Source organism: Nannocystis pusilla (assembly GCF_026626665.1).
GTDB lineage: Bacteria > Myxococcota_A > Polyangia > Nannocystales > Nannocystaceae > Nannocystis > Nannocystis pusilla.
The window spans coordinates 6,399,562-6,424,935 of record NZ_JAPNKE010000002.1; the positions used below are offsets into that span (position 1 = coordinate 6,399,562).

Here is a 25,374-nt window from a genome sequence, read left to right on the forward strand (position 1 = left end):
GCTCAGTCCTCGGACGCCGCGTCGTCGCCGTCGGCCAGCAGCGGGCGCGACCCTTGATAATGCGGGACGCCGCCGAGCACGCCCTGGAAGTCGAGCAGCACGTCGCCCACCTCGATGCCCCCGGTCGTCAGGCGGAACTCCCGGATCGTCGACTCGTGCGCGTTCGTGCGGCTCTTGGTGACCGACAGCGCCTTCAGCAGCTGCCCGCGCGCCTCGAAGTAGCGGAACAGCAGCATCGAGTCGCTGAGGTAGCTGAGGTCGACGTCCATGCGCCCCTCGCCCAGCACGCCGTGCTGCCCCAGGATCAGGAGCGTGATGACCCCCTTCTGGTTGAGGTAGGCGAGCAGCTCGTGCATCTGCAGCACCAGGAAGCGGCTGCCCGGCATGGCGTGCAAGTACGCGTTGAGGCTGTCGATGACCACCATCGTCGCGCCCGCCTCCACGGTACGGCGCACCCGGTGGGCGAACTCTCCGGCCGACATCTCGGCGGGGTCGAGCTGCAGCAGCTCCAGCTGCCCGTCCTCGACGTAGCGGCGGACGTCGATGCCCAGCGCCGCCGCGCGCTGCAGCATGACCGACAGGGTCTCGTCGAAGAGATAGAAGGCGCACCGCTCGCCGCGTCGGAGCGCCGCCTCGACGCACGAGAGGGCGGTCGTGGTCTTGCCGGCGCCGGTCGGCCCGCTGAAGAGGACGCTGGTCCCGCGCGAGAGGCCGCCGCCGAAGATCTTGTCCAGCGCCGGGTTGCCGGTCGAGACCACCGTGTGCTCGACGTCGGTGCGGTGCTCCGCCGCCACCAGCCGCGGATAAGCCTCGATGCCGCCGGTGCGGATCTCGTAGTCGTGCTCGCCGCCGCGATACTTGAGGCCGCGCAGCTTGGACACCCGCAGGCACCGCCGCTCGGGCCCGTACTGGTGGGTGTGCTGCTCGAGGCAGAGGACGCCGTGGGCGATGCTGTGCAGCTGCAGGTCTTGCTGCGCGACCGTGCGATCGTCGAGCAGCATGACGGTGCAGCCCTTGCGGGCGAAGTAATGCTTGAGCGCGAGGATCTGCCGGCGATAACGGAGCGGATCCTGGGCGAGCATGCGCATCTCGGACAGGCTGTCGAACACCACGCGCGTCGGGTTCTCGCGCTCGAGGGCCCGGAACACGCCGTCGACGGTCTCGCCGAGCTCGACCTCGGAAGGGTGCAAGATCGACTGCTCGGACGCCCCGCCCAGCTCGGCGGGCGAGACGAGCTCGAACACCCGGATGCCCTCGAGCGACCACCCGTGCGACGCCGCCACCACGTCGAGCTCGCTGTGCGTCTCGGACAGGGTGATGTACAGCCCGACCTCGCCCCGATCCCGCCCCGCGAGCAGGAACTGCAGGCCGAACGTGGTCTTCCCGGTCCCCGGCGCCCCCTCGAGGAGGTACAGGTGGTCGCGCGGGAAGCCTCCGCCGAGGATGTCGTCGAGGCCGGTGATCCCGGTCGGCGCACGCGGCTGCGAGAAAGGCTTTGGAACGGCTCGAGTCATGGCTGAAAACCGGTCGTGTTCGCTGTATGGATGCGTTGGACAGGCGGGGCAACCGGACTTTTCCCTGAATCCCCCCGCGAGCGAGCCACGGACCCGCTGCTCTCGTTTTTCACGACATGCGAGTCGGCGCAATTTGCGATGCGGACGCGGACATCGCGCATTTGTGCGCGACGCGGCGAATGCCCGCTGATTTTTTTCGCCGGTCGAGCGCCGCACCCCGTCGATGGACGCGACAGCTCGCGCCGCGCAGGCTCGATGGTTCGTCGACGACCCGCCGCGCAGCCTCGTGGATCGCCGCAGCGCCGCATCGGCCCACCGCTCGCCGCCTCCGCAGGGCTGGCGTCGCCGCGGGCGGCTGAGGTATCGCTGTCCGCGTGCCGCTGCGCGTCGACCTCGGACCGTCGCGCGGCTGCGGACCGAAGCCGCCGCGCCGGGACGTCACGGCGCTGCACCCGATCGCCACGAAGCACCGCCTGGTGGTCCTTCAGCGCCCGATCGTCCAGCCCCAGGGAGCCCCCGCATGCACGAGACGAACGATTCCCCGCGCACCGTCCTGATCACCGGCGGGAGCCGCGGCATCGGAGCCGCGACCGCGCGGCTCGCCGCGCGCGCCGGCTATCGCGTCTGCATCAACTACGTCGCCGACGACGCCCGCGCCCGCGAGGTCGTCGCCGATTGCCGGGCCTGCGGCGTCGATGCGATCGCGGTGCAGGCCGACGTCGCCGCGCCCGCGGACGTCGAGCGGCTGTTCGCCGCCTGCGAGCGCGACCTCGGGGCGCTCACGCATCTGGTGAACAACGCCGGGATCATCGGCGCGCCGGCGCGGGTCGAGGACGTCACGGCCGCGACGGTCCACAGCGTGCTGGCCGTCAACGTGGCGGGTCCGATCTTGTGCACCCAGCAGGCGATCCGGCGCATGTCGACCGAGCGAGGCGGGCGCGGCGGCGCGATCGTCAACGTGTCCTCGATCGCCGCGGTCACCGGCAGCCCCGGCGAGTACGTGCATTACGCGGCGTCGAAGGCCGCGCTCGAGACCTTCACGATCGGCGTCGCCCGCGAGGTCGGCCCGCTCGGGATCCGCGTCAACGCCGTCCAGCCCGGCACCACCGACACCGAGATCCACGCCCGCTCCGGCAACCCCGACCGCCCGGCGATGGTGGCGCGAATCGCCCCGCTGCGCCGGGTGGCCGCCGCCGACGAGGTCGCCGAGGCGATCCTGTGGCTGCTGTCCGACCGCGCGTCCTACGTCTCCGGCGCCGTCGTCAAGGTCACCGGCGGCCTGTGAGCGGGCGAGACAACATGTCTCTCCGGACATCCTACGAATGGCGCGCGGCGTCGCACCGGCGGCAGCGCTCAGCGCGGAGAGACGCAGGCGAGGCACTGCGAGCGCGCTCCGAGGACGGAGCGGCGGAGATTCACCGCGGCGCGGGCTCGCGCCGAATCGCCGCGGTATTCACATTCGCGCCTCACGCGATTCAGGCCACCCTGCGGCGGCGACGCAGCGCCAGGAGCGGCAGCGTCAGCGCGGTGAGCCAGCCGCCGCGCGGATCGGCGACGCAGCCGCAGCCGGCGTCCCCGCCCGCGCTCATGCCCCCCGAGTCGGTCTCTTCGCTCGCCGTATCGCTCGACTCGCCGGTTTCGCTGGTCGGCTCGCCGGGGCCGCTGGTCGGCTCGCCGGTGTCGCTGGTCGTGGGGCTTTCGCCCGGGGAGCATACGCCGTCATCGCCGACCCATCGCGGGAACGGTGCGTCGACGAGCCCCTGGAAGCGGAAGTTGTCGAGCGTCCAGCCGTCGCCGCTGAGGATCCGATCGGTGGCGATCCGGAAGCGCACGCGCACGGTCAGGCCGGCCAGCTTCTCGCCGAATTCGAGGACGACGGGGCTCGTCTCCGGGTAACCGGGGCTCACCCTGACGAAGGCTTTTCGATCGACGAGCGGGTTCTCTTCGCCGGTGACCTTGCCGTTGTAGGCGATGTCGCCGATCACCTCGGAGACGTCTTGCCAGGTCTCGCCGTCGTCGGAGGACAGCTCGATGACGCCGCCGTCCCGGGCGTAGCCGGCGTAGTGGTCGAAGAAGTAGGCGTGGTCGAAGGCGAGCGTGAAGTCCTGATCCTCGGCCACCATGAAGGCCGGCGAGACGAGGGCGGTGTCGGTCGGCGCGCCGAGGTTCTTTCCGTGCCAGGCGTAGCCGTCGGGCCGGGGCTCGCGCGCCCACACCGCCGCGCCGGCGTCACCGGTCACCGTCCAGGCGGCGGCGACCTCGACGTCGTCCTCGCTCGCGCCGCTGAGCGCGACGTCGGCGCTCAGCGTCGCGTGCACGATCTGCTCGACCGGTCCCTCGCATCCGCCGGGCGCCGTCAGTCGCACGCGCAGCGCCACCCGCGTCGGCTCGGTGATGCCGGGGTCCAGCGTGACGGCGATCGCATGGGAACTCGTCTGCTGCGGCGCGAGCTCGGGCAGCGTCAGGACGGGGCCGTCGGGGAACACCAGGCCCGGCGGCGGCTCGACGATCTCGACCGTCGCACCGGCGAGCTTCACCGCGCCGCCGTTGTAGACCTCGAACGCGACGCGACCGACCTCGTCGCCGTCGAGGATGCCGTCCTCGTCGCACGAGACGACGCTGTCGTCGAAGCTCGCGCCGAGCAGCACGCCGCGGCCGCGGACCTCGAAGTCCTCGACCACGCCCTCGAAGGTCTTCGACCAGCGGGGCGGCGACTCGGCGCAGGTGCCCGCCCCGCGATCGGCGAAGGCCGCGGCGACGGCGAGCACGTCGGCCTCGCTGGTGGCGGCGATCGCCATGAGCAGCGCGTCGCGCTGCTCGGTGATGGTCGGCTCGTACGGCGCGAGCATCATGCCGGCGACGACGTAGTCCGACATCCTGCGCCGGACAGCCTCGAACCCGAGGTCGTCGGCATGGAGCTCCTGCAGCGCGACGTAGCTGTCCCACAGCATCTGGGCCCACACCTGCCCCGCGTTGTGCTGCTGGCTGTTGTCCAGGCCGTTCGGGCTGAACAGCGGGCCCGCGGGCAGCTGCACGTCGTCGCCGATGTGGCGGAACGTCAGCGGATTGACGGCGAAGTCGGTCGAATAGACGTACTGGCGCCCGTTGAAGAACTGGACCGGGTCGATCGAGGCCCACGGCGCGTAGTTGAGGGTGCCGTGGAGGTCGTCGCCCTCGCGGATGCTCATCAACAGGGCGTTGAAGTCGCCCCACCCCTCACCCATCACGAGGTAGGTCGGGCCGCCCGCGTCGCCGAGGCGGGTGTGCAGATGGTGGCCGAACTCGTGCGCGATCATCTGCGAATCGAAGCCCGCGTCGCGGGTCGGGCCCGCCTGGGCGGCCATGTGCACGGTGACCTCGGGACCCGCGAGCGCGTCCTTGAGCGCGTCGCCGTCGGCGAGGGTGAGGCCGAGGTTCGGGATCTTCGGGTTCTGGTACGTGAGGTCGTCGAGCGGTACGATCGGCTGGTCGGCCGCGACGACGTCGGCGAACAACACCCCGACCCCGCCCTTGTTGAGGACGCGATGGGCCTGGGATTCGAAGCTGCACTCGCCCCGGTCGACGAGGACGATCTTGCCCGCCACGTCGCCCACCAGTGGCTCGCAGCAGTCGCTGGCGAGCGGGCCGGCGCCGTCGTCGCCGAGCACCAGCGGCGCGGTGACGTCGTAGGTCGCGGGCCCGAACTCGGAGATCTGTCCGTCGAGCACCAACCCCAGCGGCTCCACGGACAGATCGCTGAGCTTGCTGAGCCCGTCGAACAGCCGCAGCTGCATGCGCGGCGAGACGCCGTCGAGCGTGAGCGACATGCTGGCGTTGTTGCGCCGGCCGTTCTCCCACCCGTTCAGGACCTCGACCAGCAGCGGGTCACCGTCCTCGCCGCCGCGCCCGTAATTGTCCTGCTGCGCGTTGCCGGTCGCCTCGACCAGGCCCGAGTCGTACCACCAGTCGTGCAGCCAGTTGGCGACGTAAAAGGCGTGCGTCAACGCGGCCATGATCTGCTCGTCGTCGGCCGTGGCCGCCTGCGTGAAGTCGTAGGCGCGATCGAACACGCCGGGGGCGGTGACGGTGGCACGAAAGCGATCGCCGACCGGGTCCTGGTCGAAGGGATCGAGGTAAGTATCGACGTTGTTGCCGGCGGTCTGGGTCGCGTTCGCGGCCAGCCACGGATCGGGGACGCCGTCGGGGTTCGTATTGAGGCCCTCGACGGTGACGAGCGCGGCGTCCGAGAAGCCGTCGGGGAGGACGTTGGGGACGCCGGTCGGGTGCGGGTTGAAGTCGGCGAGCGGGCCGTCGAGCGGCCGGCGATCGACGGGGCCCGCGTACACGCGATATTGATGGGCGTACACCGTGCCGTCGCGGCGCATCAGCAGCCGACCGTCGTCGGCGGCGACGACGTATTGAAACACGTCGCCCTTCGCCCCGAGCCGGGTCTGCAGCTCGACGAGGTAGGCGGGGACGAGCACCTCGCCGAGCGGGAAGTAGACCGGTCGCGCCCGCGCCGGCTCGACGAATCGCAGGCCCGGGCCCGCTGCAGGATCGCTCACCGCCGCGAAGCGCCGCCACTGATGGCGGCCCTCGATCTCGACGAGCGGCACGCTGACCGCGTCGCCGTGGAGGTCGCGCAGGGCCGTCGCGATCGCGGACTCGGGGGACGACGTGAACGGCCGTGCCGCACCCGAATGCGCGCCCGGGTGCAGCGCCCCGGAGACGGCCATGAGGCGCCGCGAACGGTCGAGCAGCAGCTTGACGTCGCCGTGGTGGAGGTCGACGCCGCCGACTGTCTGACGCAGGGCGACAATGATGCCACCGCGCCCGGTGTCGTGGACGAACAGGGTCCGCGCTCCGGCGAGCACTTCAGGTGTCACCCCATACGCGTCCAGGTGGAGCGCCAGCTGCGAACGGGCCGCCGATTCGGGTGAGCGCGCAGCCGGCTGCGGCTGGCCGCGGGGGATCCATATCAAGGAGGGCGAGCCGAGCCCGGGCGCGCGCGCAGCCGCGAACCCGCCGGAGACGGGGATCGGGGCGACCTCGGGAACAATCGCCGAAGCGTCGAAGTTGGGCTGCGGCCCTGCCGCGGCGTCGGCGGCGACCCGAGCGAGCAGCATGACGAATGAAAGGTTCAAGCACAAAGGCATGCCGCAGCAGTCCCCGTCCGGGCATGGCGTATTGGTCCCTTCACCGAATTTTCGCGTGACGTGACGCCACGCTCGCGGGCAACAATTCCGCGGAGCGGTGAAACCAACACCTGAGTCACCTTTAACGCTTCGCGGTTGCGCAGCCGGGAAAAATAGCGCCGCGCACGCTCATTCGTCTCGTGATTCGTCGGGTTCGGCCGTGCCAGGCCGGGTCGCGGAATGAGCGCAGTGAGCTGACGGACCGCGCGCGGGCAACGATTTCTCCGATCGGTGGATAGGCGCCGCCACGCTGGCGCCCCGCCGAATGAGCGCAACGGGTCGACGGCGCCTCGTCGGCGACGATTTCTGCGATTGTGGATAGTGCTTAACCATGGGCAGGCCTGCCCGTTCAGTGAGCGCGCCGCGACGCGCCAATCGCCAGCGGAGCAGATGGCCGTCGATGTGGGTCCTCGACTCCCGAAGCGAATGGACGGACGACGGGCGCCGGGACGCTGCGAGCCCGGAGACGGCGGCGCTACGCGTCGGGCCCCGGGGCGCGCAGGAACACCACCCGCATGCGCACCGCCCCGAGCGGCTCGACGTGATGCGGGACCTCGGGCGGGATGATCGCGTGCTCGCCGGCCGCGAGCTCGCGGTCGACGGCCAGCGGCGGCATCACGAAGCGCAGCCGCCCCTCCAGCACCTCGACGCGCCCCCAGCTGCCCGCGCGAATCGTATGATCGCGGCGCAGGCCGGCCGGGAGGGTCGCCTCGTCGAACGTGGCGGTCGTACGATACTCCGCCGCGCCGGCGGGCAGCTCGCCGCGACCGCAGCGCCCGCACTCGATCGCCGCGCCGACCCGAGCCTCCCGCGCCGCCGCGTCGGCGAGCCACGGATAGTCGGACAGCGGCGGGCGGTGCCGGACGTGCCGGCGGTGCCCGCAATCGAGGCGGACGATCCACTCGCCGGCGGCGTCGCGCTCGAAGCCGAGGATCTGCCGCGGCACCGCGAGGCCCGCGTCCTCTCGCGTGGGTCGAGTCGGTCACCGCGTCAGTCTACCGCGGACCGCGGCGACGCCGGCAGGACCTCGAGGTCCACGAGGATCTGCCGCAGCTCCGCGACGCGCGGCGGCTCCAGCGGCCGGAGCGGCGCCCGCAGCGGCCCCACGCGCGTGCCGCACAGCTCGAGCGCCGCCGCGAGCGCGCGCGGCAGGCCGTGGGCGACGATGAATTGCAAAAAGGGCAGCTGGCGGTAGAACGAGCGCCGCGCGCCGTCGAGGTCGCCGCGGATCACGGCCTCGTACAGCTCGAGGTTGAGGCGCGGGATCACGTGGCTCGGCGCGCTGTTCGAACCATTCACCCAGGCCGACGAGCCGGTGGTGTTCGCCGAGCTGGCCGCCGAGGTGACCGTCGCGCTGGCGCCGCTGGCCCGCAAGAACGGCAGCGCGTTCGTCGTCGACGTCGACCCCGGCGTCGCGATCTCGACGTGCAGCTCGGCGGTGCGGGCGTGCAGGCCCTCGATGAGCTCGCCGAGCTGGGCCACCATCGCGTTGGCCCTCACGGGGACGCCGGTGCGGCGCTCTGCGGGCTCTCGGTCGGCGCGAGGACCGTGCGGAAGGCTCGCAGCGCCGCGCCGTGGAAGATCGTGCCGTGGTGCTCCTCGGGCATCGGCGCGTAGTGCCAGCGCACGCCCGGTGGGTCGACCTGACGCAGCGCCTCGGCGATGACCTGCCCGTGGCGCTGCATGTCCGGCTCGTCGGAGGTCGCCAGGTACAGCGTCCGCGGCGGCTGCCCCGGCTGTTGCAGGCGAGCGGCGGCTTGCTGCGCGAGCGAGCCGCGGTCCCACCACGCGCTCGGGTCGATGGCGATGTACGTGTCGAACAGCGCGGGCTCGACGAAGAACGTCTCGAGCACGAACAGCCCGGCCAGCGACTCGCCGACGATCGCCGTCTCCTCCGTCACGCGGTAGCGCCGGCGGATCTCCGGCATCAGCTCCTCGCGGAGGAACCGGCGGAACGCGGCCGAGCCGCCGACGCGCGGCGCGATCTTTCGATCCTCCGGGTCGTTCGTCGGACCGGTGAGGTCGCGCCGGCGCTCGGTGTTCTCGATGCCCACCACCAGGAACGGCCGCATCGTCCCGTTGGCCGTCGAGACCTGGACGATCCCGGTGATATGGTGAAAGTCTTCCTTCATGCCGCCGTCGGGCATGTAGAGCACCGGCAGCGGCGGGCCGTCCGCCTCGTGGCCGGGCGGCGTGTAGATATTGATCCGCCGCGCCTCCCCGAGCGCCCGCGAGTCGATCGTGATCGAGCGGCCGATCGCCAGCTCCGCCGGGGCCGCCGTCGCCGGCGCTGGTGCGCTCGCGCAGCCGCACAGCAGCAGGCAGGCGAGCGAGACCGTCCGGGTGCAGCGATGCATGCGGGCCTGAGGGCGCTGCGGACCTCACCACGGAACCCGCGCGGGGGTCAAGCCGGAGGCCGCCGCCGGGCCTGTGGGCGCCGCGAGCACGCAGGGGACGCGAGCGTGCTGCGACCGGGACACATCGATCCGCCCTCGCGCCGGACTGCTCGCGAAGGACGACTCGGAGACCGACGGGCGACCCCGCCGGCGTGATGGAGCATGCGTGAGGGTGACGCGAAATGCCCGCTCGCGGCAGTGAAGCCGCTCCCACCACGCGACACTCTTCCGGGCCCGGGGCGACGAGGCCGCGCCGGGGGTCAGCCCGAGGCGAGCGCCCGTCAGGCGCAATCATCGGTCCCACGCGCCTCGGGACGCGAACTTCCCGCCCCCGCGGGGGCGACGCCGTCTCGCCGGGGCCAGCCCGAGGCGAGCGTCCGTCACGTCGACCAATCGACGTCGCCCTTCTCATCACTACAGCTCCTGCGGGCGTCGTCGTCCCACCAGCGCGGCGAGCTCACGGCGGAGGTCGGGACAATTAGTCACTGGCCACATGGCGCTCAGGACAGCCAGTGATTGCAGCACAGCCACGACATTTCACGACAGGGGCCGGAGTCTTCCCCGTCTCCGAGCGTGGCTGGGGACAATTTCGGGCCCCTCGGGCTTTTGCCTCGTCGTCCCATGGGCCTCGGGCGAGGCGGGCGGGGGCCGCGATTCGGCCCCGACTCGAGTGGCATGCCGGTTGCTGAAGCTGACGAAGACCGACCGCCGGCGACAGGGCGTCCTGTTGCGATCGAGGACTGCGACATGGTGCGCCGAACACCCCGGAAATCGACCGTCGCGCGCTGCCTCGGCGTGCCCCCGATCGCACGGGTCTGCGTCGAACCTCACGTCGATTGTTCCGGCGCCTGCGAGGAGCCGTCGTATGATGAATCGGAGCTACCCCCGTATTCACCCCGCTCCTGGGCGAATACGGGGTGGGCGTCCGTCCCGCGGCTCAAATGCGCGGAGTTCGAATCAGAGGCGACCCGAGGGCTCATTCACGCCGGCGCAGCCGCGTCCGATCGGCGAGGGGCCGCGTCGGCTCGCTCGCGCCGGCGCGGCGGAGACATCACGACTCACTTCGATCGGCGCGCGACTATCATCGCGCCGCCGGGCCGCCGCGACGGGCGACCGCGACTCATGAGCGCGCCCCGTCGCGGCCGCGCGACCTTAGCTCACCTCAAGCCAGTGACTGCCATGATTGAACCTACGATTGCACCGATCTCGCTCGAGCAGGAGCGGATGTGGCTCCTCGCCCGCCTGCACGGCTCCGTGCCCGCCTTTCACGAGCGCGGCGGCGCCTGGCTCGACGGCGACGTCGAGCCGGCGCGGCTGCGCGAGGCGGTGGCGCAGATCGTCCGGCGTCACGAGGTGCTGCGGACCACCCTCGGCGAGCGCGACGGCCGGCCGGTGCAATTCGTGTCGGCCGCGACGGAGCTGCCGCTCCGCGTCGTCGCCCTGGGCACCGACCTCGATCCCGCGAGCGACCGCGACGCCCTCGCCGCCGCCGTCGACGAGGCCGCGGTCCCCTTCGATCTCGAGCGCGGCCCGCTGCTGCGGATCACCCTCTTCACGCTCCACCGCCGCCGTCACCTCGCGGTCGTGGTCATGCACCACCTGATCTCCGACGGTGACGCCAGCCTCGAGCTGTTCTTCGCCGAGCTGTTCGCCGCCTGTCACGAGCTCCCGCTGCCTCCGCAAGGAGCGCAGTACCGGGACCACGCGCGCTCGCAGGCCACGCCGGACGCGCTCGCGCGGGCCGAGGCGCAGCTCGACTACTGGGCCGAGGAGCTGGCCGGCGCGCCGGCGGCCCTGGCCCTGGCGACCGACCGGCCGCGGCCCGCGGTCCAGACCTTCGCCGCCGGCGACGAGGCGCGCGCCCTGCCCGGCGAGCTGACGCGCGCCCTGGCCGGCTTCGCCGCGGCGGCCGACACCGACCTCGACGTGCTCCTGCTCGCCGGCCTGCAGGCCGTGCTGCACCGGAACGCCCGGCAGGACGACATCCTCGTCGGCGCGCCGCTGGCCGGCCGCGACGACCCGCGATTTTCTCGCGCCATCGGTTACTTCGGCAACCCCGTGGTGTACCGCGGGCGCTTCGCCGGCGACCCGCCGTTCCGCGCGGTCGTCCGTCAGCTCCACCGCGCGGTGCAGGACGGCCGGCGCCACGGCGACGTCTCGTTCAAGTCGGTCGTCGAGCGGCTCGCCCCGGCGCGGGACCCCGGCCGGACCCCGCTGTTCCAGGTCCTCTTCCACCTGCGCCCCCCGGCCGCCGCCCCGCGCGAGGGCGCGAGCTTCACCCTCACCCCCGTCGACGTCGACCTGCGCCACGTCGCCTACGACCTCGTCGTCACCGCCCAGGCGATCGCCGGCGGCGACGGCCTGGCGCTGCGCGTCGAGTACAACCGCGACCTGTTCGACCCCGCGGCGATGGCCGGCCTGCTCGCCCAGTGGGAGGTGCTGCTGCGCGGCGCCCTGGAACACCCGGACGCCCCGGTCTCGCGCTTGCCGCTGCTGCGCGACGAGGAGCGCCGCCGCGTCGTGCGAGCCCTCGACGCCCGCGACGCGCCCGCCTTCCGCGGCCCCGATCGCCTGCACGCCCGCGTCGAGGCCCACGCCCGCCGCGACCCCGCCGCCCCGGCCGTGCGCTTCGCCGGCCGTCGCATCGACTACGGCGAGCTCGATCGCCGCAGCAACCAGGTCGCCCACCTCCTGCGCCGCCTCGGCGTCGGCCCCGACGTGCTCGTCGGCGTGTGCATGGAGCGCTCGGTCGACATGGTCGTCGCCATGCTCGCGGTGCTCAAGGCCGGCGGCGCCTACGTGCCCTTCGACCCGACCCACCCGCCGCAGCGCCTCGCCTTCATGCTCGCCGACGCCGACGTCCCGGTGCTGCTCGCCACCGGCGACTGCCTCGGCTGGCTGCCCGAGCGCAGCGTGCAGGTCGTCGACTTCGCGGCCGAGCGGGCCCGGTCAGGCGCCGAGCCCGAGCACCCCGTCGCGCCGCTCGCCGGCGAGGGCCCCGACGCCGTCGCCTACGCCATGTACACCTCCGGCTCGACCGGCCGGCCCAAGGCCGCCTACATCACCCATCGCGGCGTCCTCAACCTGCTCGTCGACACCGATTACTTGCAGGTCGAGCCGGGCGACCGCGTGGCCCAGACCGCCAACGCCTCGTTCGACGCCGCGACCATGGAGATCTGGGCCGCCCTGCTGCACGGGGCCGAGCTCGTCGGCGTCGCGCGAGACACCGCCCTCGCGCCGGTCCGGCTGGCGCAGACGATCGCCGACGAGTCGTTCGGCTTCATGATCCTCACCCCCGCGCTGTTCGCCGCGGTCGCGCGCGCGGTCCGGGGGCGTTCGCGCCGCTGAAGACCCTGGTGTGCGGCGGCGACGTGCTCGACCCCGAGGCGGTGCGCCGGGTCCTGGAGGCCGGGCCGCCGCGCCACCTGATCAACGGCTACGGGCCCACCGAGGCCACCGTGTGCGCGACCTGGTTCCGCGTCGGCGCGGCGCCGGCCGTCGGCGCCGCGCTCCCGATCGGCCGGCCCGTCGCGCGGGTCGCCGTCTACGTGCTCGACCCCCACGGCGAGCCCGTCCCGCCCGGCGTGTGCGGCGAGATCTGCATCGCCGGCGACGGCGTCGGTCGCGGCTACCACCGCCGCCCCGAGCTCACCGCCGAGCGGTTCCCCCGCGACCCGTTCGCCGCGCGCCCCGCCGCGACGATGTACCGCACCGGCGACCTCGGTCGGCTGCGCCACGACGGCCAGCTCGAGTTCCACGGCCGCATCGATCAGCAGCTCAAGATCCGCGGCTTCCGCGTCGAGCTCGGCGAGATCGAGGCCGCGCTCGCCGAGCAGCCGGGCGTGCGCCAGGCCGCGGTGCTCGCCGTCGAGGTCGCCGGCGACAAGCGCCTGGTCGCCTACGTCGCCGCCGACGCGGAGGGCGAGGCGCTCGTGCGGGCGCTCCGCGGCGCCCTGGCCCAGCGCCTGCCCGAGTACATGGTCCCCGCCGAGTTCGTGCTGCTGGACGCCCTGCCGGTCACGCCGAACGGCAAGCTCGACCGCGCCGCCCTGCCCGCCCCCGACGTCCGCCGCTGGACGGCCGGCCGCGAGTTCGTGGCCCCGCGCTCCGAGCTCGAGCAGTCGCTGGCCGACATCTGGCGCGAGCTGCTCGGCCAGCCGCAGGTCGGCGTCCACGACGACTTCTTCGCGCTCGGCGGCCACTCGCTCCACGCGGTGCAGCTGTTCTCCCGCCTGCGCGCGGTGTTCGGCGTCGAGGTCCGCTTCCAGGAGTTCTTCGGCCGCTCGACCGTCGCCGAGCTGGCGGCCTCGATGCGACGGGCCCGCAGCGCCCCCGACCTCGCCGGCGCGATCGCCCGGGCGCCGCGCGGCGAGCCCCTGCCGCTGTCGTTCGGCCAGGAGCGCCTGTGGTTCATGAACCGCCTCGCGCCGCAGAGCCGGGCGTACAATTGCATGTACCCCTATCGCCTGCGCGGGCCGCTCGACGTGGCGGCGCTGGGCCACAGCCTGCGGGCGCTGGTGGAGCGCCACGAGATCTTGCAAACCACCTACGCGGAGATCGACGGCCGGCCGGTGCAGCGCGTGGCCGAGAGCCCCGGCTTCCGCCTCGCGGTCGCCGACCTGCAGCACCTCGCGCCGGCGGAGCGCGAGGCCGAGGTGCGGGCCCAGCTCGACGCCGAGGCCCAGCGCCTGTTCGACCTCGAGCGCGGCCCGCTCTTCCGCGCCGGCCTGCTCAGGCTCGGCCCCGACGAGCAGGTGTTGTGGCTGCACTTCCACCACCTGACGATGGACGGCTGGTCGACCGAGCTGGCGTTCCGCGAGCTCGCGGCGCTGTACGCCAGCGCCTCGCAGGGCCTGCCGGACGACCTGCCGCCGCCGTCGGTGCAATACGCCGACTTCGCCGCGTGGCAGCGCGCGCGCCACCGACGAGGCGATCGCGCCGCTGCTCGAGTTCTGGAAGCAGGCCCTGCAGGGCGCCCCGCCGCTGCTCGACCTCCCGGGCGACCGCCCGCGGCCGCCGGTCCAGAGCTTCGAGGGGGCAGCGGTGAGCTTCGAGCTGCCGCCGGCGCTCACGCGAGCCCTGCGCGGCCTCGGCGCGCGCCAGGGCCTGACCTTGACGATGACCCTGCTGGCCGCCTGGGCCGCGCTGCTGCACCGCCACGCCCGCGTCGACGACCTCGTGGTCGGCATGCCCAGCGCCAACCGCGACCGCGTCGAGCTCGAGCGGACCATGGGCTTCTTCGTCAACACCCTGGCGATCCGCGTCGACCTCGCCGGCGACCCGACCGTCGCCGAGCTGCTGGGCCGCGTCCGCCAGGTCTGCCTCGCCGCCTACGACCACGACGCCCTGCCGTTCGAGCGCCTGGTCCAGGAGCTTCGGCCCGCCCGCGACGCCGGCTACAACCCGGTCGTCCAGGTCGCCTTCGCCCCGCAGCCGCCCGCCGGCCGCACGCTGCAGCTGCGCGGCCTGACCGCGCAGCACCTCGCCGCCGACGCCCGCAAGGCGATCTTCGACCTCTCGTTCTACTCGTGGGAGAGCGCCGGCGGGGTCGCCGGGATCTTCGAGTACTGCGCCGACCGCTTCGAACGCGCCACGATCGAGCGCATGGTCGGCCACCTGACGGAGCTGCTCGTGGCGATGGCCGCCGACCCCGCCCGCCGCGTGTCGGCCCTGCCGATGCTCACCGACGAGGAGCGCCGGCTGGTCGCGGCGTGGAGCACCGGCGCCGAGCGATTCGAAACCCAGGGCCCCGACGTCGATGCAGCTGCAACCACCGCCCGCGACCCATTCGCGGCACATCCCGGCACCGACGCAAACACACGAATCGCGCCTGACCGATTCACGCCCCATCCCGGCACCGACGCAAATACACACACCGCGTCCGACCGATTCACACCCCATCACGGCACCGACGCAAACGCGCACACCGCATCTGCTCGACTCGCAACTCCTCCCGGCACCGACGAAAATGCATACACCGCATCGGGCCGATTCGCGCCACACGGCACCGACGCAAATGCACGCATCGCGCCCGACCGATTCGCGCCACCCGCCGATGCCGTCGCCGACGACGATGCATACGCCGTTCGCTACCGCTCCGCGCCGCCCCCCGACCCGATCGTCGACGCCGATGCGACCGCCCTCGACCTGTTCGAAACCCAGGCCGCCCGTACCCCCGAGGCGATCGCCGTCGCCACCGACGCGCGCGCCCTGACCTACGCCGAGCTCGACCGCCGCGCCAACCACCTCGCGCACCGCCTGCGCGCCCTCGGCGTGGCCGCGGAGGCGCGGGTCGGCGTGTGCATGGAGCGCTCCGCCGAGCTGGTGGTCGCCCTCCTCGCGGTGTGGAAGGCCGGCGCCGCCTACGTCCCGCTCGACCCGGAGGGCGGCGCCGAGCGCCTGGCCTTCATCCTCGCCGACGCCGGCGCCCCCGTCCTGCTCGCCGGCCCGCGCGTCGAGCTCCCCGGCTACGCGGGCCAGGTCCTGCGAATCGCCCACGACCTCGACGGCCCCGACCTCTCGCCATCGCGGCGCACCGGCCCGGAGCCCCTCGCTCACCAGGGCGCGCTCCGACCCGCCGACGCCGGCCACGACCTCTCGCCGCTCCGCACCGCGCCGGCCGACGACGCTCACGCCGTCCCCCGCCGCGCCGCATCGGCCCCGAGTCTCTCGCCTACGTCGTCTACACCTCCGGCTCCACGGGCCGGCCGAAGGGCGTGCTGGTCGAGCACCGCGGCCTGTCGAACCTCGTCGCCTGGCACACCCGCAGCTTCGCGGTCGGGCCCGCCGATCGGGCGACTCTGGTGGCCAGCCCCGGCTTCGACGCGTCGGTGTGGGAGATCTGGCCGTACCTGAGCGTCGGGGCCAGCCTCGCGGTGCCGGCGGCGACGCTGCGCCTGGCGCCCGAGGAGCTGCGCGACTGGCTGGTCCGCCGGGCGATCACGATCTCGTTCCAGCCGACCGCCATCGCCGAGGAATTGCTGCGCCTGCAGTGGCCCGCGCGCTGCGACCTGCGCGTCCTGCTGACCGGCGGCGACCGCCTGCGCGTCCGCCCCGGCCCCGGCCTGCCGTTCGCCGTGGTCAACAACTACGGCCCGACCGAGGCCACGGTCGTCACCACCTCGGGCCTCGTCCCGCCGCTCGCTCCCGGCGAGCCCGCGCGCGAGCCCACCTCGGCCGCCCGATCGCCGGCGCCCGCGTCCACGTCCTCGACCCGCACGGCCAGCCGGTCCCCGTCGGCGTCCCCGGCGAGCTGCACATCGGCGGCCGCGGCGTCGCGCGCGGCTACCTCGGTCGCCCCGCCCTGACCGCCGAGCGCTTCGTCCTCGACCCCTTCGCCGCTCCTCCGGGCGCCCGCATGTACCGCAGCGGCGACCTCGTGCGCTGGCGCGACGGCGGCGAGCTCGAGTTCCTCGGCCGGCTCGACGAGCAGGTCAAGATCCGCGGCGTCCGCATCGAGCCCGGCGAGATCGAGGCGGCCCTGCGCGAGCACCCCGCGGTCCGCGACGTCGCCGTGATCGCCCGCGAGGACGGCCCTGCAGCCAGGCGCCTGGTCGCCTACTTCACGCGCGCCGCCGACGGCCTCGCGCCCGCCAGTGATGCGCACGCCGAGCACGTGTCGGCCTGGCGCGCCCTCTACGACGCGACCTACGGGCGCGCGCGCGACGGCGTCGACCCGAGCTTCGACATCGTCGGCTGGAACAGCAGCTACACCGGCGCCCCGTACGACCCCGCGGTGATGCGCGGCTGGCGAGACCGCACCGTCGAGCGCCTGCTCGGCTTCCGCCCCGCGCGGGTGTGGGAGATCGGCTGCGGCACCGGCCTCTTGCTGCTCCCGCTGGCGCCGGCCTGCGCGGCCTACCTCGGCACCGACTTCTCGCAGCAGGCCCTCGACGCCGTCGCCCCGGCCCTCGCGCCCGCCCTGGCCCACGTGACCCTGCAGCGCCGCGAGGCCGCCGACTTCACCGGCGTCGCCCACGAAGACTTCGACCTCGTCGTCCTCAACTCGATCGCCCAGTACTTCCCGGACGAGGCCTACCTGCGCGCGGTGCTCACCGGCGCGGTCCGCTCGGTGGCCGCCGGCGGGGTCGTGTTCGTCGGCGACGTGCGCAGCCTGCCGCTGCTCGCCGCCTTCCGCACCTCGGTCGAGCGAATCAAGGCGTCCCCCGACACCCCGGCCGCCGCGGTGCGCGAGCGGGTCCGCCGCGCCGTCGCCGGCGAGGAGGAGCTGTGCGTCGACCCTGCGTGGTTCTTCGCCGTCGGCGACGAGCTGGCGCGCGTCGGCCACGTCGAGGTCTGGCTCAAGCGCGGCCGCGGCGACGACGAGATGACGCGCTGGCGCTACGACGCCGCCCTGTTCGTCGGCACCGCCCCGCCGACGGTCGAGCCCGACGTCAGCCTCGAGTGGACCGACCTCGCCGAGCACGAGCGTGAGCGAGGCGCCCCGGCAGAAGTCGCCGACCTCGCCGCGCTCGAGCGACGCCTCGCCGCCCGCGACGTCGCCGCGCTCGAGCTGCTCGGCGTCCCCAACGCCCGCGTGGCCGACGACGCCCGCGCGGCCGCGGCCCTGCCGGACAGCGCCGGCGAGACCTTCGCCGAATTGCTGGCCCGCACCCGCGCCCCGGCGATCGAGCCCGAGGCGCTGTGGCAGCTCGGCGAGCGGCACGGCTGGACCGTCCGCATCACCTGGTCGCAAGGACATGGCCCCGGGGCCATGGACGTATTGTTCGAGGCCGCCGCCGATCCGCACAGGCCGCGAGCCTGGCAGCGCGCCCGGCCGCTTCATCCCTCGCGCAACTCGCGGGTCCACGCGCCGCTGCGGACCCGCCCCCTTCAAGACCTCGCCCCCGTCCTGCGCCGCCACCTCGCCGCTCGCCTGCACGACGCCATGATCCCGGCCGCCTTCGTCGAGCTCGACGCCCTGCCGCGCACCCCCCACGGCAAGCTCGATCGCCGCGCCCTGCCGGCCCCGTCCAGGCCGCAGCGACCGCCCGCGCCGACGAGCACCGACCTCGAGGCGACCTTGACCGCGATCTGGCGTCGCCTCCTCGACCTCGAGGAAGTGGGCCTCGACGACCCGTTCTTCGACCTCGGCGGCCACTCGTTGCTGCTCGCCCAGGTGCGCGCGGCGATCCGCACCAGCTCGGCCGCGACGTCCCGATCGTCGAGCTGTTCCAGCACCCGACGATCCGCAGCCTCGCCGCCCACCTCCGCGGCGTCGCCGACGAGCCCGCGCCCCCCGCGCTCCCGCCCCCGCGGCCTCCGCGGACGCGATCGCGATCGTCGGCATGGCCGGTCGCTTCCCCGGCGCCGCCGACGTCGCCGCCTTCTGGGCCAACCTGCAGGCCGGCGTCGAGTCGATCACCGTCGCCGACGAGGCGACCCTGCGCGCCTTCGGCGTCGCCGCGACCCCGGGCCTCGTGCCCGCCAGCGGCGTGCTCGCCGACGCCTTCGCCTTCGACGCCGAGCTGTTCGGCGTCAGCCCGGGCGACGCCGCCCTGATGGACCCGCAGCACCGCGTGTTCCTCGAGTGCGCCTGGGCGGCCATGGAGCACGCCGGCCACCGCCCGAGCGGCCACCCCGGCGCCGTCGGCGTGTTCGCCGGCTGCGACGCCCCCAACTACTGGATGGAGCGGATCGGCTTCCGCGGCGGACCGCTGGCCAGCGAGTACTACCGGGTCGCCGGCGCCAACATGGCCGACGGCCTGACCACCCGCACCGCCTACAAGCTCGGCCTGCGCGGCCCGGCGATCACCGTCCTGTCGGCCTGCTCGACCTCCTCGTCGCCGTCCACCTCGCCTGCCGCAGCCTGCTCGCCGGCGAGTGCGACGCGGCGCTCGCCGGCGGCGTCGCCATTCACCCGCCGTCGCGGCTCGGCCACGTCCACGAGGAGGGCTCGCTGGTTTCGCCCGACGGCCACTGCCGGCCCTTCGACGCCGACGCCGCCGGCACCGTCAACGGCAGCGGCGTCGCGGTCGTGGTCCTGCGCCGCCTCGCCGACGCCCTGGCCGACGGCGACACCATCCATGCGGTGATCCGCGGCTCGGCCGTCGGCAACGACGGCGCGCGCAAGGTCGGCTACACCGCGCCCGGCGTCGACGGCCAGGCCGAGACGATCGCCCGCGCCCTCGCGGCCGCCGACGTCGACCCGGCCAGCGTCGGCTACGTCGAGGCCCACGGGACCGGCACGCGCCTCGGCGACCCGATCGAGGTCGCGGCCCTGACCCGGGTGTTCCGCGCCCGCACCGACGCCGTCGGCGTCACCGCGCTGGGCTCGGTCAAGGGCAACGTCGGCCACCTCGGCGCCGCCGCCGGCGTGACCGGCCTGATCAAGGCCACCCTGGCCCTGCAGCACGAGCAGGTCCCGCCGACCCTGCACTTCCGCCGCCCCAACCCCGAGCTGGCGCTCGAACACAGCCCGTTCTTCGTCCACGCCGCGCCGCTGCCGTGGCCGCGCGGGGCCGCCCCGCGGCGCGCCGGCGTCAGCGCGTTCGGGGTCGGCGGCACCAACGTCCACGTCGTGCTCGAGGAGGCCCCGGCGCAACCCTCCTCGCCCTCGACGCGCCGCTGCCACCTGCTCCCCCTGTCCGCGCGCACCGAGGCCGCCCTGGCCGCCAGCGCCGAGCGCCTCTCGCTGCATCTGCAAGAAAATCCCGCGCAGGACCTCGCCGACGTCGCCCACACCCTGCGCGTCGGCCGGATGGCCATGCCTCACCGCCGCGTCCTCGTCACCCGCGACGGCCGCGTCACCTGCACCGCCGAGGGCACGGCCGCGAGTCATGCACCGCCGGTCGTCTTCATGTTCCCCGGCGGCGGCTCGCAGCAGCCGGGCATGGGCCGCGAGCTCTACCGCAGCGAGCCGGTCTACCGCGCCGCCCTCGACCGCTGCGCCGCCGCCTTCCAGGCCGAGCTCGGCCTCGACCTCCGCGCCCTGCTGTTCCCCGCCGCCGACGCGCGGGCCGCCGCCGCCGAGCAACTGCTGCGCCCGTGCGAGAACCTGGCCGCGATCTTCTCGACCGAGGTCGCCCTCGCCGAGCTGCTGCAGTCGTGGGGCGTCCGACCGGCCGCGGTCACCGGCCACAGCCTCGGCGAGTACGCCGCGGCCCACGTCGCCGGCGTCCTCTCCCTCGCCGGCGCCGCGGCCCTGATCGCCGAGCGCGGGCGGATCTACGAGGCCCTGCCCGCCGACGCCGAGACCCTGATCGTCCGCGTCTCCGAGGCCGAGCTGACGCCGCGACTCGGTCCCGGCGTCTCGCTCGCCGCGGTCAACGGCCCCGAGGTCTGCGTCGTCTCCGGCACCCGCGCCGCCCTGCGCGACCTCGAGGCCGCCCTCGTGCGCGAGGGCCGGGAGGTCACCCGCCTGGCGATCGCCACCGCCGCCCACTCCGCGCTCGTCGAGCCGTTCCTCGCTCGCCTGCGCGAGCGAGCCGCCGCGCTGACCTTCGCGGCCCCGCAGATCCCGCTCGTCTCCAACCTCGGCGGCCGCTTCATGACCGCCGAGGAGGCCCGCGATCCGGACTACTGGGCCCGCCACCTGCGCGGCACCGTCCGCTTCGCCGACGGCCTGGCGACCCTGCTCGCCGACCCGAGCCGCGTCTTCATCGAGGTCGGCCCCGGCGTCACGCTGACAAAGCTCGCCGCCCGTCATCCGCACGCCGGCGCCGACCGCCTCGTCGTCGCAGCGATGGCCCAGCCCGGCGGCACGGACGACGACGCCGAGGCCCTGCTGGCCGCCGTCGGTCGCCTGTGGTGCGTCGGCGTCGAGCTCGACGCGGCCGCCCTTTCGACCGGCGAGCCGCGCCGACGCGTGCCCCTGCCGACCTACCCGTTCGCGCGCACCCGCCACGTCTACGCCGGCCCACGCGCCGACGCTGCTTCAGCGACCGATCGCCGGCTCACCCTCGACCTCGGCAAGGCCGCCGACGAGCTCGCGGTCAAGCTGCGACGCCTCCGCGACACCGCCCGCATCACCGCGGAAGACGCCGCTCTGGTCGCCGACCTCGATCGCGTGTGCGCCAGCCAGATCTACGCCTACCTGTTCGCCGACAGCGAGCGCACGGTCTTCGACCGCCGCGAGCTGCTGGTGCGCCTCGGCGTCGCCGCCGAGTTCACCCGCTACGCCGACTTCTTCCTGCGCGTCCTCGAGGAGGAGGGCGCGCTCCGCCGCGACGGCGACGTCATCGAGCTGCTGCCCGCGGCCCGCGAGCTGGCCGCGCCCGCCGACCTCGCCCGCCGCTTCGCCGCGGATCACCCCGACGCCTCCGGCCTCCTCGCGCTCGCCGAGCACTGCGGCGCCCACTACGGCCCCGCCCTGCGCGGCGAGATCGACAACACCGCCGTGCTCCACCCCGACGGCTCCTACGCGCTCGTGCGCCCGGCCGAGGAGCTGCTGCAGCGGACCTCGCACCCGCAGCTGTACGTCCGCATGGTCCGCGACCTGGTGCTCCGGGCCGTGCGCAGCGCCCATGGCGCGCCGCTGCGGATCCTCGAGTTCGGCGGCGGCCAGGGCCGGCTCACCTGGGAGCTCGCGCCGCTGCTCGACGGCCTCGACGTCGAGTACTGGTTCACCGACATCAGCCGCTACTTCACCCTCGAGGCCGAGAAGCGGGCCCGCGACGAGGCGCTCGAAGGCATGCGCTTCAGCCGGCTCGACCTCGACGAGGACCCGATCCACCAGGGCTACCCGCGCGGCAACTTCGACATCATCGTCGGCCTCGACGCCCTGCACGTCGCCCGCGACCTGACCGCGAGCGTCGCCGGCCTGCGCCACATCCTGCGCGAGGACGGCCTTTTGATCGTCGTCGAGGTCACCCGCCTCGCCACCTGGCACACCGCCCTGTGGGGCCTCGAGGAGGGCTGGTGGTCGTTCACCGACACCGAGCTGCGGCGCGGCTCGCCGGTCCTCCCGGCCGCCGACTGGCAGGCGCTGTTCGAACGCCAAAACTTCCGCTGCACCCGCGTCCTGCCCGAGGAAGCGAGCGAGCGCGCCGCCACCGACCACGTCGTCATCGCCGCCCAGGCCCACCCCATCGGCAGCCAGCCTGCCGCGACTCCCATCGAGCCACCCGCGCCCGCCCGCGCCGGCACCGGCCGCCCCGCCACCCCGCCGCGCAGCGAGCACGAGCGCGTCATCGCGGCGCTGTGGCAGCAGGCGCTCGGCACCCCGTGCGAGGACATCCACGCCAACTTCTTCGCTCTCGGCGGCGACTCGCTGATCGCCGTCGGCCTCCTGACCCGCCTGCGCGCCGCCTTCGCCGTCCGCCTCGACTCGCACGCCCTGCTCGAGCGGCCGACGATCGCCCAGCTCGGCGAATTCATTGACGCCCAGCGGCGCGCCGCTGCGGAGCCCGACCTCGCCCCGCGGCCCGCCGACAACCTCGTCCAGCTGCGCGGCGGCGGCCTTGCGCGCCCGCTGTTCCTCGTGCACGCCGTCGGCGGCCACGTCTACAGCTACGCCGAGCTTGCCGCTCACCTGCAGCTCGACCAGGCCGTCTTCGGCCTGCGCGCCTTCGCGGCCGACGAGCGCCGGGCCCACGCCGGCAGCATCGAGTCCATCGCCCGCGCCTATCTGGGGCGCGTCCGCGCCGTCCAGCCCGAGGGGCCCTACCACATCGGCGGCTGGTCGTTCGGCGGCGCGGTCGCCTTCGAGATGGCCGCCCTGCGCGCCGCCGGCCAGACCGTCCTGCCCCTGCTGATCGACAGCCCGGCCCCGACCTACTTCCGCGACGTCGCCGCCGCCGTCGAGGCCCGCGCCTTCCGGGTGTTCGCCGCGGAGCTCGGCGGGGCCGAGCCGGGCGCGGCCGAGATCGCGGCGCTCGAGGCCATGCCGCCGCAGGAGCGGCTCTCCGCCCTGTTCGCCCGCATCCAGCAGTCCCGCAGTGCGCCCGAGATCGTCGAGCTCCGCCAGCTCGAGGAGCTCCTGCAAGTCCTGTCCGACAACATCCGCACCTGGTGCCGCTACGAGCCGCGTCACTCTCCCGGCCCGCTGCTGCAGTTCCGCGCCCGCGACCCTGCCAGCTTCCTCGTCGCCCGCGAGCGCGCCCTCGGCGGCGCCCTCGGCTGGGAGCCCTTCGCCGACCCCGTGGAGGCCTGGGAGATCCCCGGCGACCACTTCTCGATCATGAAGGGCGACAACGTCGCGCGGCTCGCCGCCGCGATGCGACCCCACCTGACGAAATAAGCGCGGAGCCCCATCCCTCCGCTCGACGCGAAGCCCCCACGACTTACCTCCATCCCCGAGCACCCCGCGACGCGGCGCCCGGGCGACGCGACGCGGAGCCCCCACGACTTACCTCCATCCCCGAGCCCCCCGCGACGCGGCGCCCCGGCGACGCGACGCGAACCCCCCACGACCTACCTCCATCCCCGAGCACCCCCGCGACGCGTCGTCTCGGCGACGCGACGCGAAGCCCCTCGCACCGCTCGCTGCGGCCCACGACTTTACCTCCTCACCGGCCAGCGACAACCCGCCGCCGCGATGCGACACTGACTCTCGTCGCCCCGCGCGTCGCGGCGGCCGCCGAACCATGCCCGCCGATCCTCGCCTCGATCCCGACGCGCTCGCCGCTCTTCAGGCCGAATTTCGCGGCGAACTCGTCGACCCCGCGCATCCTCGCTACGACGCCGCCCGCGCGGTGTGGAACGCCCGCATCGACCGTCGGCCCGCGCTCGTCGCCCGCTGCACCGGCGTCGCCGACGTCGTCGCCGCCGTCCGCTTCGCTCGCGCCCGCGACCTGCGCCTCGCGATCCGCGGCGGCGGCCACGACGTCGCCGGCAACGCCGTGTGCGACGGCGGCCTCGTCCTCGACATGACCGGCATGAAGGGCGTGCGCGTCGACCCGGCGCGGCGGACCGTGCACGCGCAGGCCGGCCTGACCTGGAACGAGCTCGACCGCGAGACTCAGGTATTCGGCCTGGCGACCACCGGCGGCCAGTGTTCGAGGACCGGCATCGTCGGCGTCGGCCTCGGCGGCGGCGTCGGCTGGCTCATGCGCCAGCACGGCCTCACCGTCGACAACATCCTCTCCGTCGACCTCGTCACCGCCGACGGCCGGTGCCTCACCGCCAGCGCCGACCGGCACCCCGACCTGTTCTGGGGCCTGCGCGGCGGCGGCGGCAACTTCGGCGTCGTCACCGGCCTGGAGCTGCGCCTGCACCCGGTCGAGCGCATGGTCGTCGGCGTCTTCATGCACCCGGCCGAGCGCTTCGCCGAGGCCCTGCGCGCCTTCCAGGCCGGCGCCGCCGGCGAGCCCGACGAGATGTGCAGCGTCCTGCTCTGCGCCGAGATGCCGGCCATGCCGACGGTCCCTCCGGAGATGCGCGGCGTCCTCGGCGTCATCATCGTCGCCAGCTACCACGGCCCGCTCGCCGCCGCCGAGCAGGCGTTCGCGCCGCTGCGTCGGTTCGCCCCGGCGACCGCCGAGATGGTGCGCGAGGTGCCCTACACCACCCTGCAGACCATGTTCGACGGCGGGCCCGCGGCCTCCTACGGCTACGGCCAGTGCATGCGCTCCGAGTTCTTCGCCGACCTGTCCGACGCCGCCGTCGCCGTCGTCGAGGACCAGCTGCGCCGCGCCCCCTCGCCGATGTGTGGCTTCGAGCTGCTCCACCTCGGCGGCGCCGTCGCCCGCGTCCCCGAGGACGCCACCGCCTTCCCGCGCCGCGACGCCCCCTTCTTCGGCCTGTTCCAGTCGACCTGGAAGGACCTCGGCGACAGCGACCGTCACCTGCGCTGGACCGCCGACGCGTGGCAGGCCCTGCGGCCGTTCGCGCTCGGCGGCAACTATTCCAACTACATCGACGACGAGCCGCAGGCGCGCGTCGCCGAGGCCTTCGGCCCCGCCAAGTACGCCCGCCTCGTCGACCTCAAGCGCGCCTGGGACCCGGACAACTTCTTCCGCATGAACAAGAACATCCGCCCGTGACCGGCGCAGACCGCCGCTCGCTGCTGAATCATCTTCAACGAGGCGAGCCGAAGCGGATGATGCCGCGATTCGAGCGGGTGCGACGATTCGCGGCACCTCGCCGGCGCGTCGCCGCAATCGACCCCGGCCTCGCGCGGTCGCCTGTCCGGCCGCCGAGCGCCCGGCCGCGCGCGACGGCGGGTGCACGCAATTCCTGCTCGACCCGGGGGTCTCCTCGCCGCGGGAATGCGTCCAAGCCCTCGCCGAATGAGGGGGAGAGCAGCCCGGTCTTCGTTCACTCCAATTCTCGCCGCTTCTCGCCGCTTCTCGCCGCTTCTCGCCGCTTCTCTTCACTTAAAAGAGGGAAGAAAAGAATACCCAGCCGCGT

At 73.9% G+C, this 25,374-nt stretch carries 8 protein-coding genes and 4 pseudogenes; 7 read left to right on the forward strand and 5 right to left on the reverse strand.

The genetic code is table 11. The features are described 5' to 3' along the window. Nucleotides 1–2: 2 nt before the first annotated feature. Nucleotides 3–1,514 (reverse strand): ATPase domain-containing protein, encoded by a 1,512-nt coding sequence (locus OV079_RS28260; RefSeq protein WP_267772056.1) that lies wholly within the window; start codon nt 1,512–1,514, stop codon nt 3–5. Between the two features lie 520 nt (nt 1,515–2,034). Here OV079_RS28260 and OV079_RS28265 point away from each other — a divergent pair. After that, nucleotides 2,035–2,799: an SDR family oxidoreductase gene (locus OV079_RS28265; RefSeq protein ID WP_267772057.1), complete on the forward strand. Its 765-nt coding sequence runs from the start codon at nt 2,035–2,037 to the stop codon at nt 2,797–2,799. 190 nt (nt 2,800–2,989) lie between these two features. Here OV079_RS28265 and OV079_RS28270 read toward each other — a convergent pair whose 3' ends face one another. From OV079_RS28270 to OV079_RS28285, 4 genes are all read right to left on the reverse strand, one after another. After that, complete coding sequence (locus OV079_RS28270; protein ID WP_267772058.1) at nt 2,990–6,619, reverse strand: M36 family metallopeptidase; 3,630 nt, start codon at nt 6,617–6,619, stop codon at nt 2,990–2,992. Between the two features lie 544 nt (nt 6,620–7,163). Then, on the reverse strand, nt 7,164–7,634 hold the full coding sequence (locus OV079_RS56305) for a DUF3565 domain-containing protein (protein ID WP_267772059.1): 471 nt from the start codon (nt 7,632–7,634) through the stop codon (nt 7,164–7,166). Between the two features lie 44 nt (nt 7,635–7,678). Next, nucleotides 7,679–8,188 carry a dihydrodipicolinate synthase family protein gene (locus OV079_RS28280; protein ID WP_267772060.1) on the reverse strand — a complete coding sequence of 170 codons (510 nt, stop codon included), beginning with the start codon at nt 8,186–8,188 and terminating at the stop codon, nt 7,679–7,681. Further along, the gene (locus OV079_RS28285) at nt 8,185–9,045 is read right to left on the reverse strand and encodes an alpha/beta hydrolase (RefSeq protein WP_267772061.1); all 861 of its coding nucleotides are present in this window, start codon (nt 9,043–9,045) and stop codon (nt 8,185–8,187) included. Before OV079_RS28285 ends, OV079_RS28280 begins: the two co-directional genes overlap by 4 nt. 1,218 nt (nt 9,046–10,263) lie before the next feature. Between OV079_RS28285 and OV079_RS28290 the strand changes: the two genes are divergently transcribed. From OV079_RS28290 to OV079_RS28325, 6 genes and pseudogenes are all read left to right on the forward strand, one after another. Continuing rightward, entirely contained in the window at nt 10,264–12,432 is a 2,169-nt protein-coding gene (locus OV079_RS28290; protein WP_267772062.1) for a non-ribosomal peptide synthetase, read from the forward strand. 41 nt (nt 12,433–12,473) lie between these two features. Beyond that, nucleotides 12,474–13,997 (forward strand): annotated as a pseudogene (locus OV079_RS58755) (condensation domain-containing protein); the annotation flags it as partial. Between the two features lie 70 nt (nt 13,998–14,067). Next, nucleotides 14,068–14,724: pseudogene (locus tag OV079_RS58760) on the forward strand (condensation domain-containing protein); the annotation flags it as partial. A gap of 489 nt (nt 14,725–15,213) precedes the next feature. Next, a pseudogene (locus OV079_RS58765) lies at nt 15,214–21,004 on the forward strand (amino acid adenylation domain-containing protein); the annotation flags it as partial. 519 nt (nt 21,005–21,523) lie between these two features. Further along, nucleotides 21,524–23,263 (forward strand): annotated as a pseudogene (locus OV079_RS58770) (class I SAM-dependent methyltransferase); the annotation flags it as partial. Nucleotides 23,264–23,609: 346 nt separating this feature from the next. Next, a complete protein-coding gene (locus OV079_RS28325; protein WP_267772065.1) occupies nt 23,610–25,007 on the forward strand; it encodes an FAD-binding oxidoreductase in 1,398 nt (465 codons plus the stop codon). Nucleotides 25,008–25,374 lie beyond the last annotated feature (367 nt).